At 55.8% G+C, this 15,353-nt stretch carries 9 protein-coding genes; all 9 read left to right on the plus strand.

What is annotated here, in order from left to right; genetic code table 11:
• On the plus strand, positions 1-337 hold a 337-nt coding region (locus tag Q363_RS15170; protein WP_157466931.1), incomplete at its 5' end, for an ATP-binding protein.
• Position 338: 1 nt separating this feature from the next.
• Positions 339-1,712, plus strand: coding sequence for a sigma-54-dependent transcriptional regulator (locus Q363_RS15175; protein WP_035351692.1), 1,374 nt, complete (start codon positions 339-341; stop codon positions 1,710-1,712).
• Between the two features lie 279 nt (positions 1,713-1,991).
• Complete coding sequence (locus Q363_RS15180; protein WP_211256193.1) at positions 1,992-3,110, plus strand: TolC family protein; 1,119 nt, start codon at positions 1,992-1,994, stop codon at positions 3,108-3,110.
• Positions 3,111-3,148: 38 nt separating this feature from the next.
• Positions 3,149-4,417 carry an efflux RND transporter periplasmic adaptor subunit gene (locus tag Q363_RS15185; protein WP_169747000.1) on the plus strand — a complete coding sequence of 423 codons (1,269 nt, stop codon included), beginning with the start codon at positions 3,149-3,151 and terminating at the stop codon, positions 4,415-4,417.
• Positions 4,418-4,423: 6 nt separating this feature from the next.
• Entirely contained in the window at positions 4,424-7,522 is a 3,099-nt protein-coding gene (locus Q363_RS15190) for an efflux RND transporter permease subunit (protein ID WP_035351701.1), read from the plus strand.
• Between the two features lie 653 nt (positions 7,523-8,175).
• Entirely contained in the window at positions 8,176-9,651 is a 1,476-nt protein-coding gene (locus tag Q363_RS15200; RefSeq protein WP_035351706.1) for a catalase, read from the plus strand.
• Positions 9,652-9,875: 224 nt separating this feature from the next.
• A complete protein-coding gene (locus Q363_RS15205; protein ID WP_035351708.1) occupies positions 9,876-10,766 on the plus strand; it encodes a LysR family transcriptional regulator in 891 nt (296 codons plus the stop codon).
• Positions 10,767-11,031: 265 nt separating this feature from the next.
• On the plus strand, positions 11,032-12,108 hold the full coding sequence (gene hemH, locus Q363_RS15210) for a ferrochelatase (RefSeq protein WP_051978802.1): 1,077 nt from the start codon (positions 11,032-11,034) through the stop codon (positions 12,106-12,108).
• Between the two features lie 1,586 nt (positions 12,109-13,694).
• Positions 13,695-15,224: a GMC family oxidoreductase gene (locus Q363_RS15215; RefSeq protein ID WP_245632239.1), complete on the plus strand. Its 1,530-nt coding sequence runs from the start codon at positions 13,695-13,697 to the stop codon at positions 15,222-15,224.
• Positions 15,225-15,353 lie beyond the last annotated feature (129 nt).

A 15,353-nucleotide genomic window follows, 5' to 3' on the forward strand; every position in this document is an offset into this window, starting at 1 on the left:
TCTCAACCTGATGCGCAACGCCATTGAAGCCTCGCCGCAAAGCGGGTCCATTCTGATTGCCGTCCTAAAGCAGTCCAGACAGAGTCTTCAGATCAGAATTGAAAATGCGGGTCCTGCGATTCCGCTCCGTGTGGTGCATCATATCTTTGAGCCATTCTTTACCGCGAAAGAGGGTGGTACCGGTCTTGGCCTTGCGATCGCCAGAAGCATTGTAGACAGGCACCATGGTGAACTGCATCTGGAGCGGAACGACACAGACCACATCGTCTTCACGATCAGGGTTCCTTCCATAGATAGAGAAGATACGGTGCAAACGCACACAGTGAGGGAGCTTTAGCATGGCCCGAGTTCTCATCGTTGAAGACGAATCCAATATGCGGAAGGTACTTTCCGCAAACCTTCGGCAGGACAGGCACGTCCTGGTGGAAGCAGCAACAGTCAAAGAAGGGTTGCAGGCGGTCAATGGCAATGACTTCGAAGTCGTCCTGCTCGACCAGAAGCTACCTGATGGCGAAGGCTCCGAGGTTCTCAAAGCAATCCAGCAGCCGGAACCATCTACAGCAGTAGTTTTGCTAACCGCCTACGGCACAGTTCAACTCGCAGTCGACGCAATGCGTAACGGAGCGTTCGACTTCCTAACCAAGCCATTTTCTTCAGACAACCTGCGGGCAGTTGTTCAGCGCGCGGCAGAATGGGCCTCGTTGCAGCGCGAAAACCATCTGCTACGCAATACCGTCGACAGGCTTGAAGGACAATCGGAGATCAGGGGCAGCAGCATACCTGTCGCAAAATTGCGCCAACTCATCTCACGGGTCGGACCGACAGAAGCAACGGTACTGATAACCGGAGAAACAGGAACAGGGAAAGAACTCGTAGCAAGAGCAATCCACAAAAACAGCACGCGAGCAAACACGCCGCTCATCAGCGTCAACTGCGCAGCATTTTCCGAAACACTGCTGGAGAGCGAACTCTTTGGGCATGAACGAGGCGCATTCACCGGAGCCGACAAGACACGCCACGGACTCTTTGAAGCGGCACACCAGGGAACGCTTTTCCTGGATGAAGCGGGAGAGATGTCCGCCGCGGCCCAGGCCAAGCTCCTGCGCGTTCTGGCGGAAGGAAAGATCACCCGCGTTGGCTCTACGGTTGCGCGGGATGTCGATGTCCGCGTGCTGACGGCAACGCACCGCGATCTGAGGAAAGAAGTGCAGGAAGGAAACTTCCGCCAAGACCTCTACTACCGGCTCGCCATTGTCCCTATCGCGGTCCCACCGCTGCGCGAGAGAATCACAGATATTCCTGAGATCGCAGAATACCTGCTGCACCAGATCACAAGCGACCTAAAAACGACAAAGCGTACGCTTCACCCGGATGCTCTGCAGCAACTCATGTCATACAGCTTTCCTGGCAATGTGCGAGAACTCCGCAACCTGCTGGAGCGGGCCTGCATTTTGACGAACGGCCCGGAGATACTCTGGTTTGATTTACCGGAGGTTCTACAGAATGAGACAGACGCAGAATCCGGTCCTCCCGTGTTTAATGGAGCGTCGCTGCCGGAAGAATTTCACTTGCGCAGCACGCTCGCGTCCTGGGAGCGAAGGATCATTGAGCAGACGCTGACGAAGACCAATGGATCGAAGACGGAAGCGGCAAGGAGGCTTGGTCTTTCCAAGAGCGATCTCAGCTATAAACTCTCGAAATATGGCTTGTAGCAGGACTTCACGTTGTTCAAAACTTTGGACGCGGGTTTGAATGTTTGTCCACATTGGAAACCGTGCGGTCGTAATCACCCGTTATTGCAATAGCCTGGTACATGATTTGTTTGGCCTTTCAGTTGCCTTATCCACGTCAGGCATATGAAGCAAACAATATCCAGATGGCTAGTTTCTCTGACTGTAGTGATTGCCGTTTTGGTTCTCTTCTCGCCCTGCGGCTTCGCGGAGGATCCATCAGCGCAGGCGCTCTCTCTTAGCGACGCGATTACGTCGGCCATGAGCAAGCGGGCAGAGCTGCAGGCGGCGGCGCAGGTTGAGGCATCAAGTGCCCAGCTGCGCCGCCAGGCGGGATTTATTCCCAACCCCAGGCTTTTTTATCAGTCGGAAAATCTGCGGCCTGACATGAACTTCACCCAGAACGTCGATACGTACGCCTACGCGACCGAAGCGCTTGAGGTGTCTGGAAGACGGGGAGCGCGCATTGCCACGGCCAACAGCGCCGTTTACCGGTCTCAGCTCACGCTCGAGCAACGGAAGAGGTCAATAGAACTTCGCGTAGCTCAAACTTCCTGGGATGCCCTGCGCCTTCAGTATCTGCAACTTCTGGCGGAGCAGAGTGTCGGGTACTATCGCGAGATTCTTGACTATAACGAGAAGCGCTTCAACGAGGGAAAGATTGCCGCAGTCGATCTTCTGCGCGTGCGACTGGAAGAGGCTCGCGCCGAAGCGAATACTGAATCCAGCAGATTGGCAGAATCCGAGGCAAAGCAGCAACTTGCCCGTGAGATGGGATTGGCCCAAGCAGGGAACTGGCGGTTGAGCGAACCCTTTGAATTACTCAACGAGCCAAAGAATCCTGATTCTGCGGACAGTCCACAGAACGAGCGTATCGAAGTTAAGCTGGCTCAGCAGGCAATCGATACCGCCCGCGCGAATCTTATGACGCAGAAGGCTCAAGGGCGACCTGACATTGATGCACTCGTCGGATACAAACGCACGGCTGGCTTGAATACGATGGTTGCCGGCTTTCAGATGAACCTGCCCGTCTTTGACCGCAATCAGGGAGCGGTAGCCGCAGCGCGATTCGATATCGAAGCCAACAGGTCCACGCTCGCTGCTGTCCAACAGCAGAGTGCGAGCGATCTGACGTTGGCCCGCATGTCCTATGGGATGTGGAAGCGTCAGGTTACGGATCGTTATCGACCTCTTCTCGACCAGGCAGTTGATATTGCAAATATCTCGCGTGCGGCATATCGCGAAGGCGGCACCGATCTACTCCGGCTGCTGGATGCGGAGCAGTTGCGTGTGGACACCCAGAGCGCATGGGTGGAGGCGCTGGGCAATTACCACCAGAGCGTTGTTTCACTGGAATACGCAGAAGGACTAGAGCCATGAATATAGAAACTGATTTGGAACTGCAACGGCGAGAATCTATGAGATTGTGCGCGGAACAACAGAAATGGAAATGGTATGTCATAGCGATGCTGGTGCTTTCGGTCCTTGCAGCGATCGCAGGCTTCGCGAGCGGTTGCCACAGTGCGGCAGCAAGTGAGTCCAATGCTCGAGCCAATGCCTCGAGTCAGATTGCAGCATCGAAGAGCGCAAGCGACGGAGCGGAGATAGTGCTTCCCGTCGCCGAACAACGGGGAGCTATCGCCACCACAACGCTCGCTGTCCAGCAGGAGTCGGACCTGCTTCAGTCTCCGGGGAAAATTGTGTTACCCGACAACGAGAGCTGGCATGTTGGTGTGCTCACGACCGGGCGCATCGAGCGTGTCTACGCCAATCTGGGAGATTACGTACATAAAGGCGCGGTGCTGGCGCGCATGCACAGCCACGCCATACACGAAGCTCAGGCCGCATATGCGATGGCTGTTGCCGAGAAAAGCCGCCTGCAGTCCGCTGAGTCTCTGGCGCAAGTGAACTTCGACCGCATGCAGCGTCTTTATGCTCTCCGCGCCGCTTCGGTCGAACAAACAGAGCAGGCGCGGCAGGAACTGGTCAATGCGAAAACAGCCCTTGAGAATGGCCAGACCGATGTCGTCCGCAGCAGAACACATCTGGAGGAAAACCTCGGTATTTTCGCCGACCTGCCGGCAAACGCAAATGACGAAACTGCGGAACTGATCCCGATTGTCGCACCGGCGAGCGGATACGTTCTGCAGAAGAATGCGACTCCCGGTACGACCGTGGCGCCAGTCACCGACATCTTCGTTCTCGGAGACCCGAAGCACTTGTGGATGCTCGCCTCCGTAGGTCAGGAACAACTCAGTCAGTTGAAGGTTGGCCAGAGCGCATGGGTGACGCTTCCAGGGGGCACGGGGCAACGATTCGCTGGACGGATTAGCAATCTCGGTCAGGAGTTCGACCCAACAACGCGCCGTCTTCAGGTTCGTATCGACATAGAACACAGCGGGGGAATTCTGCGCCCCGAGATGCTGGCAACAGCAGAGATCGCTGTCGGTGAAACACGTCCGCTTATCCTGATTACGCCAGAGGCCGTGCAGCAGGTGAACGGCCAAGACGTTGTCTTTGTTCGCCAGGCAGCCGACCGCTTCACGCCGCGCCCCGTGCGGGTTGGCAGTTCCGTGAATGGCAAAGTCGCCCTCGCTGAGGGCGTGCGCCCAGGTGAAGAGGTGGTGACCCAGGGCAGCTTTCTACTGAAATCTCAACTCCTCAAAGCTTCCATGCAGGGGGACTGATCCGACATGTTCGCAAGAATTCTTACTTTCTCGCTTGCACATCGCTGGACCGTACTGCTTGGCGTTCTTGTGCTGACTGCGGCAGGCTGCTGGGTTATTTACACCATTCCTGTCGATGCCTTCCCTGACCTGACCAACAATCAGGTCGTTATCGTGACCGAAGCGCCGTCGATGCCTCCCACGGAAGTCGAGCAGCTTGTCACCTATCCTGTTGAGCGCACGTTGATGGGAATGCCGAAGCAACAGGAGGTGCGCTCCCTCTCCAAGCTGGGGCTATCGATGGTGACCGTGGTCTTCGACGACACTGTTCCTACCTATTTCGCGCGCCAGCTGGTCAACGAGCGTCTGCAACAGGTGGCAACTTCGCTTCCCGCGGGGATACAGCCAGTCCTCAGTCCGCCATCGACCGCCTTTGGGGAACTCTATCAATACACGCTTACAGGAAACGGACTCTCACCCATGGAACTGAAGGATGTGCAGGAGTGGGAGATCAAGCCGCAGCTACGAACGATCCCCGGTGTCAGTGATATAAATACCTGGGGCGGCGAGACAAAGCAATATCAGATCAAGGTAGATCCAGCCCTTCTACAACAGTATGGACTCACGCTCAAGGACATGGCCACGCGAGTCGCCGAGAACAACACCAACTTCGGTGGCGGATACATCGAGCACGCGTATGAACAGTACACCTTGCGCGGCCTTGGCAGGACCACCAGCGTCGGCGATATTGGCAACATTGTTCTGCTTGCCAACCAGGGCACGCCGGTCATGCTGCAGGATGTCGCGCAAGTGACGATTGGACCAGCGCCCCGCCAGGGCGCAGTCCTACGAAATGGCGAGGCCATCTCGGGCATGGTCATCATGCTGAAAGGCGAGAACGGCAAAAATGTCATCGAACTGGTGAAGCAAAAGATCGCCAGCCTCCATTTGCCGGCGGGCGTCACGCTCAAGCCCTTCTACGATCAATCGACTGTCATTGACGGAACCATTCACACGGTCGAGCATAATCTTTTTGAAGGCTTCATCCTGGTCACAGTCGTATTGCTGCTCTTTCTCGGCAGCTTCCGCGCCGCACTGGTGACGGCATCGATCATTCCACTCTCTCTGCTCTTCAGCTTCCTGGGGATGAAATTCTTCGGCATCACCGCTAACCTGATGAGCTTAGGCGCTATCGACTTCGGCATGATCGTCGATGGCGCGGTCGTGATGATCGAAAACTCAGTGCATCGAATGCAGGAACATGGAGAAGAGGAGTTTCCGACGACTTCGATTGCCACTGCGGGCCTTGAGGTCGCTCGGCCAATGGCATTTGGCGTCGGCATTATCATCGCCGTCTATCTTCCTATCCTCTTTCTGGAGGGGCTGGAGGGACGCATGTTCCGCCCCATGGCCATCACGGTCTGCACGGCGCTGCTCGGCTCCTTGCTGCTAGCCCTCACCGTCATTCCCGTGTTCAGCTCCTTCGTATTTCGCAAGGGACTTCGCCGGAAGAAAAAGGAGACGAACCAGCACTGGATGGAGCCGTTGAGCCACCGTTACATCGCAGGCCTGTCCTGGGTGATTAGCCACCGCATCGCCATCATCGCCGCAATGGCCGTCGTCATGATCGCCTCGCTGGCTTCACTGGCATTTATCGGCACCGAGTTCATGCCGCGTCTCGACGAAGGCTCCATCTTGGTTGAGACACGCAAGCTCCCGGGTGTCTCGCTCACTGACTCCATAGAGATCTCGAAGCGGGTCGAGAAGACACTTCGCGCCTTTCCAGAAATTGAGGATGTTACGACCAAGATCGGCCGCCCCGACTTTGCCACCGAGGCCATGGGCATTAACGAAGGCGACGTCTATGTTGCCCTCGCCCCAACTCACGAGTGGAAAAGGTTCCACTCCAAAGAAGAACTCATCGATGCCATGGACAAAGCGCTCACGCAGATTCCCGGCATTAGCTACGACTTTACCCAGCCAATGGCCATGAGGCTCGACGAGACCGTGTCCGGCGTGAAAGCCGATCTGGCCGTCAAGGTATTCGGAAACGACTTCCAACAGCTCGACTCGCTCGCGCAACAGGTGCTCCGCCAGGTAAATGCCGTACGCGGCGCTGCCGACGCGCAGATGGAAATCAACTCCGGCGTTGCGGAGCTGACCGTGAAGATTCGAAGGGACGCGCTGGCGCGCTATGGATTGAATGTCCTCGATGTGCAACAGGCAGTGGAAGCGGGCGCTTCGGGAGCGGTGGTCTCGCAGGTGATCGACGGCCAACGCCGTTACACTATAGCGCTACGCCTGCCCGATCGGTATCGCTCCGACTTCGCATCGATGCGTGAAATCCCATTGCATGCTCCAGGCGGAGAGATGGTGACGCTGAGTCAGGTCGCGGACGTCGATGTGACGCGCGCAGCCGAGAAGATCAATCGCGAACAGGGACAGCGGCGCATTGTCGTCATGTCGAATGTGAGAGGCCGCGACCTTGGCAGTTTTGTTGCGGAAGTCCAGCAGAAGGTGAATAACAATGTGAAGCTGCCTGCCGGTTACACCATCACTTATGGCGGTCAATTTGAGAACCAGCAGCGCGCAACGCGGCGACTCCTGTTGGTGGTCCCGCTGGCGCTCGCGATCGTATGCGGCCTGCTTTATATGACATTCCATTCCATCAAGCAGGCCATGCTGATTCTGGTCAACGTGCCATTCGCACTGGTAGGCGGCATTGCCGCTCTATGGATATTCCACCTCAATCTGAATCTCTCCGCTTCGGTAGGCTTCATCGCCCTGCTGGGGGTCGCAGTACTTAATGGTGTAGTGCTCGTTAGTTCCATCAACCAATTGAGAGACGAAGGCGCCTCGCTACACCATGCAGTCCTGCAAGGAGCAGGCCGCCGTTTGAGACCGGTACTGATGACAGCCCTTGTCGCCAGTCTCGGATTCGTTCCCATGGCTATTTCCACTTCAACTGGAGCCGAAGTCCAGCGGCCCTTGGCGACAGTCGTGATCGGCGGACTGATCAGTTCAACTTTGCTGACTCTATTTTTGCTGCCCACATTCTACGATTGGTTCGATAGATCCCCTAAATCTCAAGACGCAGCACACAATAGGGATCTGACAGCTGTCTGATCCGAAGCTCAAAAAAAGGTCACTGCGTGAGTCCTTGAACCTCACATCAAAGGTCACGCTTGAACAAGTTTGACGGCCTCGGCTTCTATTTTCCGTTGATCCTGCACAGACAGCTTCTTCCATGACTCCCAGTCAAATCGAAACATTTGATGAAGAACGCTGGAACCTTCAAGGGTAATCGGAACGCTTGGCAACTCAGGCACGGTATTTCCCTCCAATCAATCCCAACCATCAGTCTAAGCGCCGTCCTCAACCTTCCATCGTCGAGGCGCATTGGTTACGCGCGTCTCAAGAGCAGCGCCAGGCTCAGGACGTTGCTGCTTTTACAAAGTGGTTGCGAACCGTAGCGGAATCGATCGCAATGCCGGATGCATAGAATCTCGCACGAGCCGCGTCAATGTTGCGCTCTCGCAGCTATTCGGAAAATGCAATATCAACTATAGCTCAGCCAATCTACCTCCACGCTTGCTGGTGCGATACGCTCAAGTTGTTTCGATGAGCAACCTGCGCACAGCAGACGCAAAAAGGGAAGAGAACGCCGCTCGCATCAAGAATTCGATCTCTATGGGCAACCGTTCCGGGGACTCCCGCTGCGGCTTGAAGTGAGGGAGCGGCCTGGAAACCAACAACCAACTATGAAAGAGAGGAGAATCATGAAGAAACTGACAACAGCGTTCGGCGCTCCAGTTAATGACAATCAGAATATTAAGACCGCTGGCAAACGCGGGCCGGCCTTACTCGAGGACGTATGGCTGATCGAAAAGATGGCCCACTTTGACCGCGAGGTGATTCCAGAGCGGCGTATGCATGCCAAGGGCGCAGGCGCTTTTGGAACCTTCACCGTAACGCACGACATCACCCAGTACACCAAGGCGAAGATCTTCTCCGAGGTGGGCAAGGTGACTCCGATGTTTGCTCGCTTCTCGACGGTTGCCGGTGAGCGTGGTGCGGCCGATGCCGAGCGCGACATCCGCGGCTTCGCGCTGAAGTTCTATACCGAGGAAGGTAACTGGGACCTGGTTGGAAACAACACCCCTGTCTTCTTCCTTCGTGATCCTCTCAAGTTCCCCGATCTCAACCACGCCATCAAGCGCGATCCGCGAACCGGCATGCGCAGCGCAGATAGCAACTGGGACTTCTGGACGAACCTTCCCGAGGCTCTGCACCAGGTCACTGTTGTCATGAGCGATCGTGGAATCCCGCGCTCCTTCCGTCATATGCACGGCTTTGGCAGCCACACGTACAGCTTCATCAGCTCGGAGAACAAGCGTTTCTGGGTGAAGTTCACCTTCAAGACCCAGCAGGGCATTCAGAACCTCACAGATCAGGAGGCGGAAGCCCTTGTGGGTAAGGATCGTGAGACCCACCAGCGCGATCTGTACGAGGCCATCGAGAGGGGCGACTTCCCCCGCTGGAAGCTGTATGTGCAGATCATGAACGAGGAGGATGCGAACACCTACCACATCCACCCGTTCGATCTCACGAAGGTGTGGCCTCACGCGGACTATCCTCTGATCGAAGTCGGCGTCATGGAGTTGAACAGGAATCCCGAGAACTTCTTCGCGGATGTCGAGCAAGCCGCCTTTGCTCCGACGAACATCGTCCCGGGAATCGGCTTCTCGCCGGATCGGATGCTTCAAGGACGTCTGTTCTCGTACGGCGACACGCAGCGCTACCGCCTCGGTGTCAATCATTATCAGATTCCGGTGAACGCTCCAAAGTGCCCGTTCCATGCTTATCATCGTGACGGCGCGATGCGCGTTGACGGAAACTATGGCGGCACGACCAGCTACGAGCCGAACCGTCATGGCGAGTGGCAAGAGCAGCCCGATTACTCGGAGCCGCCATTGGCAATCAACGGAGATGCTCAGAAGTTTGATTTCCGTGAGGACGATCACGACTACTACTCACAGCCTGGCAATCTCTTCCGGATGTTCAGCGCGGAGGAAAAGCAGCGTCTGTTTGAGAACACGGCTCGGGCCCTCGGTCCGGCCTCCAAAGTAGTCCGGGATCGCCATGTTGCGAACTGCGCCAAGGCGGACCCAGCTTACGGGAAAGGTGTTGCAAAGGCTCTTGAAGCTTTCCTCGCAGGCACAATTAGCGCAGAATCAATACCCGTAACCGTATAAGTGACTCACCTGGCTCCGTAACAAGCACTCTGTTGCGGAGCCGTTTTTCCATTGGCTTCCCCTGAGGGGAGAGGAGAGGACAGTTGTCGAAGAATGATTTTGGATCCGATCCACGAGGCAGGGAATCTATAGCTCGGCCGGAACTGTAAGCCTCCTCTCCAGAGTCTCGTAGCTTTTCAATCGCTACTACGCCAGTTCCAAAGACGGCTATCATAGAGATGGCCATGGAACTTCAACAGCTTAGGTACTTTTGTTCGGTCGTTCGATATGGCAGCTTCACAAAGGCTGCAGAGCAGGAAGGGATAGCTCAGCCGACGCTCTCTCTGCAGATTCGCAGATTAGAAAAATCAGTTGGATCGACCCTCTTTGTGCGGCTGGCCAGGTCAGTACGCTTGACGCACGCCGGGGAGATCTTCTACTCCCACGCAAAGGAAATACTGAGCCGATCCAAGGTCGCTGAGTCGCAAGTCCGGCAGCTGGAGGATGGCATCCGTGGACCGCTTCGCATTGGCGTGATCCCGACGGTCCTTCCCTACCTGCTCGCACCCCACCTTCCCGAATTCTCGACCCTGTATCCGGAGGTCGACATGATTTTGACGGAAGACATCACAACGAACCTCGTCGATAAGCTCCATGCAGGCGATCTCGACGTGATCATCGTGAGCCTGCCTCTACGTCAACCTGATCTTGTCTGCAGCGAATTATTACGCGAGCCCCTTGTTCTTGTGGCTCCAAAGGGGCACACACTTTGTCAGGCACAACCCGCCAAACTGGATCTTTCAGGCGAGCGGCTTCTCCTTTTGAAGGAAGGTCATTGCTTTAGGGACGACATGCTTATTGCCTGCAAGCGAGGCAGCGCGGAGATGGCACCCGTCTTCGAGTCCGATCACTTTGGATCCATCTTTCCTCTGGTAGCCTCGGGAGCCGGAATAACGATCGCGCCGCGAATGGCGGTGATCCAGGCTGATGGCTGTGCTGTCATGCCCCTGCCTAAGGAGCAGTCGAGGCGCATTGGTTACGCGCGTCTCAAAAGCAGCGCCAAATTCAAGACATTGACTGCTTTTACGAAGTGGTTGCGAACCGTAGCAGAATCGGTCGCAAAGCCAGACGCATAGAAACTCGCACTAGCCGCGTCAATGGTGCGCTTTCACAGCTACTCGGAAAATGCAATATCAACCATAGCCCAGGCGATCTACCTCCACGCTTGCTGAGGCGATATGCTCAAGTTACTTCGGTGAGTAACGGCGCGACTGCAGATGCTCTTGCCCAACAGTTGGACGATCCGGAGATACTCGGGATTTTGAAACTGGCCCCAAAGGCCGATTGAAGATGTGAATGCAGTAAACGGTGTGCACCGATCTGGTGGTGAATGGAGTTGAGATGAAAAAGGAAATTCAAGCTAACCCAAAAGAAGCGGTCCTGTTGCTCGCGCACGGAACTCCGGACGTGCTCGGAGAGATGGAAGAGTACCTCAAGCTTGTAACCGGTGGACGCGGTGTTCCGCCTCAGGTTGTGCATGAGCTTCAGGAGCGATACGCTGCAATCGGCCTCCGTGACACACCCTCAATTGCAGGTCCGCACCTGACTCGCTGGACGATGCGGCAAGCAGACCGTTTGCGTGAGCGCCTGGGCTACCCGGTGTATGTCGGCATGCGTAATTGGAAGCCGTTCATCCGCGACGTCGTCGATGACATGAGGTTGGCTAGTATCGAAAGAATAAGGGCGATTTGCCTGGCGCCTCAGAACTCACGGACCAGCGTTGGTCTGTTCAAACGGGCAGTCGAGAATGCGGTTTCTGGATCGTTCTCTGTCGACTTCGTCGCAGGTTGGGCGGACCATCCCATGCTCATCGATGCCTTCGCGCAGAGGATGCAGGCAGCGTTGAGTGCCGCTCGATCGAAACGTCACGACCGTGTCGCCGTTTTGTTCACGGCGCACTCAGTTCCGACATGTACTATCGAACCTTCCGAGGCCCCGGTTGAATACCACGGGATGATCCTGGCGCACGGTCCCGACAGCTATGCGGATGACTGCAAAGAAACAGCCCGGTTGGTTGCTGAGGAGTTGAAGGATATCCTGAGCCCCGATGACTGGTGCTTCGCGTTCCAGAGTCAAGGCATGAGCGGTGGGCCGTGGATCGGTCCAACCGTCGAGGACACCTTGTCGCAGCTGAAGGCGGATGGTTACGAAACGGTTGTCATCCAGCCCGTTGGCTTTCTCTGTGATCACGTTGAAGTCCTCTACGACATCGACATCGCGTTTCAGGAGACAGCAAAGAATCTGGGACTGAAGTTGATTCGCGCTGGGAGCCTCAACGACTCCAGTCTTCTCATCGATGCGCTAGCGGACCTTGCGCTGTACGGCAAGGACTATCCCGCCTCCAGTTCATCAGCTTCGGTAGATGCATTCCTCCACCGGAATGCCGGTAGTCCCAATTTGAATAAGCTCACTGCTTGACACTCGCGCAGCGGCCGAGATCTGAGAGACGAGATCTCGGCCGCACACCGAGTATGTCCTGCGTGACACAAACAGCCTGTCGGCGTTTCATCCTGTCAGCACACGCTTGAATTGCCCAATCCTCTTCAAGGACAATTTCCCTCTGTATGTTGGCGGATGCAATGGATCAACTGAATCAAGCTCCAATTAGTGCGACGCCGGTTGCGGACTCAATTTGGCAACAAGCTGTTGCCAAATTAAGTCCCCGTGTTGGGAACAAGAGGTTCGCTCGCACTTCCAAGATTCTCCAATTGGCATGGCGACAAGGAAGTGCAGCGTTGTCGATGAGCGTGTATTCGACGGATGCGGTGGGGCAGGGAAGTCCGTTTTGACTTTGACTAACCGTGCTGACCTCTATATCGTCCTATAGCGCGTAGCCTACAGACTGCAACGGGCGCGACGATAGGGGAGGGGAGTTCACAAAGATCCTCCCATCCGCACTTGCGGTTACGCCATTCCAGATCGTGATCGCTTTGAGCGATCGCCTCAAGCCCGTCGTTTGGATTCTCCGGGACTGCCGCCATGGACCTAACGGCAAGCATGGCGAGCCACGCGAAACATACTAACCGTGCAAACTTGCCGCCACGGCATCCCGGATGCCGATGTTCCGTCTCCGCTTTCGCGCACACCGATGGAGCAAACTTACCTCGGGACGGAAGCAATCATTCCACCGTCGACTCTTAATGACCAAGATCAAGAAATTGCAAATCCGTAAGAAACACAATATTCCCACGAGCCCCACGAATTCCGCGAAAACCTCGATAAACAAATCAGCCTGATCTCGCCTGTTTTTCAAGCACTTATGGTTGGCATTCGGTTTGCATCCACAATCGTATCAGGGCCGGGACATACATCTCGGCGGGAGGCGATGCCAATGACCTTCAAATCAGAGACACATACAAATTGGAGAACACAAATGAGAGACTGAGAGACACGCCACAAAGCAGTGGAATTCTGCACACGGACCTCGCGAACTTGGCAATCGAGGCCCACGGAGGGATGGAACGCTGGAAAGCAGTTCGAGTTTCTGACAACTCGGTGGTTCAGGCGGTGTCCTCTGGGCGTGAAAGGAAAGGCCGGATCCTGGAGCGCACAAGCGTCAAAGTGGATTTACGGAAAGAGCGGGCGTCGCATTGGCCCTTTGTGCCCACCGATTGCTACCCAACTGGTTCTTACGGCCTAGACTGACGTAGAGGGAGATGCAGGATGAACACATCGCCATCGCCAATTAAAAGGCGCGCGCGGTTCTTCACTCGACCGCGTACTTCTAGTCGCACCATCGTTGCAGGGGGGGGTGCCGAGAAGGGCAAGAAAGTGAAACCCAGAGAGACAGAGGGACTGCGACAGGCGCTGCAATCGGCGTCAATCAAGCTTTGCCCTAGTTGCGGTTGCGCATGTAGCGGTGAACCTACGTGCGCAGCATGCTTTCTATAAATATTGAGATAATGCGAGGACGTCTAGTGGTGGAACCATCAAAAGAATCTGAGTTGAGTGCGAATTTCTCGGTACGAGTGGCTCAGAATCAGCAGAGGCTGGCTGAGAATATCTTGAGCGCATACGACTTTGTCATCTGCGGAGCCGGCAGTTCCGGTTCGGTTGTAGCTCGACGACTTGCGGAGAATGCCAACGTGAAGGTGCTGCTTCTGGAAGCAGGAGGGACTGATGATTTGCCCTCCTGCACAGATCCCAACCTCTGGCCGTCGACACTCAAATCAGATCTGGCCTGGCAGTTTGAAACACAGCCAGAAAAGCATCTTCAAGAGCGCACCATCCCATACCCAATGGGAAAGGTTCTTGGTGGAGGGTCCAGCATCAACGCGTGCGTATGGGCCGTAGGTCACAAGAATGACTGGGACTTCTTCGTAGAATGTACAGGGGACCCGGCATGGAGTCACGAAGCCGTTCGCAAGCTATATCACCAGATCGAGGACTGGCGCGGAGACGGAGATATTAAGTACCGCGGATGCAATGGTCGAGTTTATGTAGCACCGAATCCCAACACACCTCTAGCGCCCGCCTTTCTCGAAGCAGCAGAGGCGGCCGGACTTCCACGGTTCGACACTCAGAATGGTCCTCTGATGGAATCGGACGGCGGCTGCTCCATAGCCGAATTGAATGTCCAAGATGGGAGGCGCCAGTCCATCTTCCGCTCCTATACCTATCCCGTGATGGACCGTCCCAATCTGACCGTACTGACAAGGGCAATCGTCACGAAGATCCTCTTCTCTAGCAACAAGGCAACGGGTGTGGAATTCATTCACCTGGGCAAAGTAATCACCGTACTGGCGGGTGTGGAGGTTGTGGTTTCATCTGGCGCGATACAGACTCCAAAGCTGCTGATGCAGTCCGGGATTGGTCCACGCGACCAACTCGTTCGCTTTGGTATACCAGTCATTAACCACCTGCCTGGTGTTGGCCAGAACCTTCAGGACCACCCGCTATCGGGCTGTCTCTGGGAAGCACCGGAGTCCCCCGAATCGACTTCTATGCTGACACAGGCCATTGCCCTGTGGAAGAGCGCTCCTGAGAAACTCTCTCCGGACGTGGCTGCGTTCCTGATTGCACGCCCGCTTGCCACGGAGAATGGAGTAGGCAAGCCGAAGAAACTGATCTGCGGAATTCGGTCGGCTGTGCTTCAGCCCAGAAGCCGTGGCCAATTGCTCTTGACTGGTCCGCAGGCCTCGGACGGCATGCGCATCGAGCCGAACCTCTTATCAGATCCGATGGATATGAACGCTGCTCTAACTGCCATCAACTTCTGTCGTGAGCTAGGGAATTCGCCTTCCTTGCGAGCAGTCGTTGATCGCGAGTTGGAACCGGGGACGCTCGACGATGCAGCTATGGAAGGCTACCTGCGGCGTACCGTACAAACCTTCTGGCACCAGAGTTGTACGGCGAAGATGGGTAACGATGACATGTCGGTAGTCGGCGGCGACTTGTTGGTACATGGAGTGCAGGGACTTCGAATCGCCGACGCTTCGGTGCTTCCTCGTATTACCACGGGCAACACTATGGCACCTTCCGTCGTGATTGGAGAGCGAGCAAGCGCCGCCATACGAAGCTGCCATAGCGTCTAACGCTTCCGGCGCAGCGGTCTAAGTTCGCCTCTGGCGACGGTGTCTGACCGGGTGAAGGCGTAGCGGTCCTCTCGAAAGAGGAGCGGCTGATCCTGCTGCGGCTCCTCAAAAAACTGGGAAAGGGAAGGT

This window comes from Edaphobacter aggregans DSM 19364 (genome assembly GCF_000745965.1).
GTDB classification, from domain to species: Bacteria; Acidobacteriota; Terriglobia; order Terriglobales; family Acidobacteriaceae; genus Edaphobacter; species Edaphobacter aggregans.

Excerpts from the sequence above, each read along its gene's own strand:
- Q363_RS15175 (WP_035351692.1), top strand. The coding sequence starts at position 339 with ATGGCCCGAGTTCTCATCGTTGAAGACGAATCCAATATGCGGAAGGTA.
- Q363_RS15180 (WP_211256193.1), top strand. The coding sequence starts at position 1,992 with ATGAGCAAGCGGGCAGAGCTGCAGGCGGCGGCGCAGGTTGAGGCATCA.
- Q363_RS15185 (WP_169747000.1), top strand. The coding sequence starts at position 3,149 with ATGAGATTGTGCGCGGAACAACAGAAATGGAAATGGTATGTCATAGCG.
- Q363_RS15190 (WP_035351701.1), top strand. The coding sequence starts at position 4,424 with ATGTTCGCAAGAATTCTTACTTTCTCGCTTGCACATCGCTGGACCGTA.
- Q363_RS15200 (WP_035351706.1), top strand. The coding sequence starts at position 8,176 with ATGAAGAAACTGACAACAGCGTTCGGCGCTCCAGTTAATGACAATCAG.
- Q363_RS15205 (WP_035351708.1), top strand. The coding sequence starts at position 9,876 with ATGGAACTTCAACAGCTTAGGTACTTTTGTTCGGTCGTTCGATATGGC.
- hemH (WP_051978802.1), top strand. The coding sequence starts at position 11,032 with ATGAAAAAGGAAATTCAAGCTAACCCAAAAGAAGCGGTCCTGTTGCTC.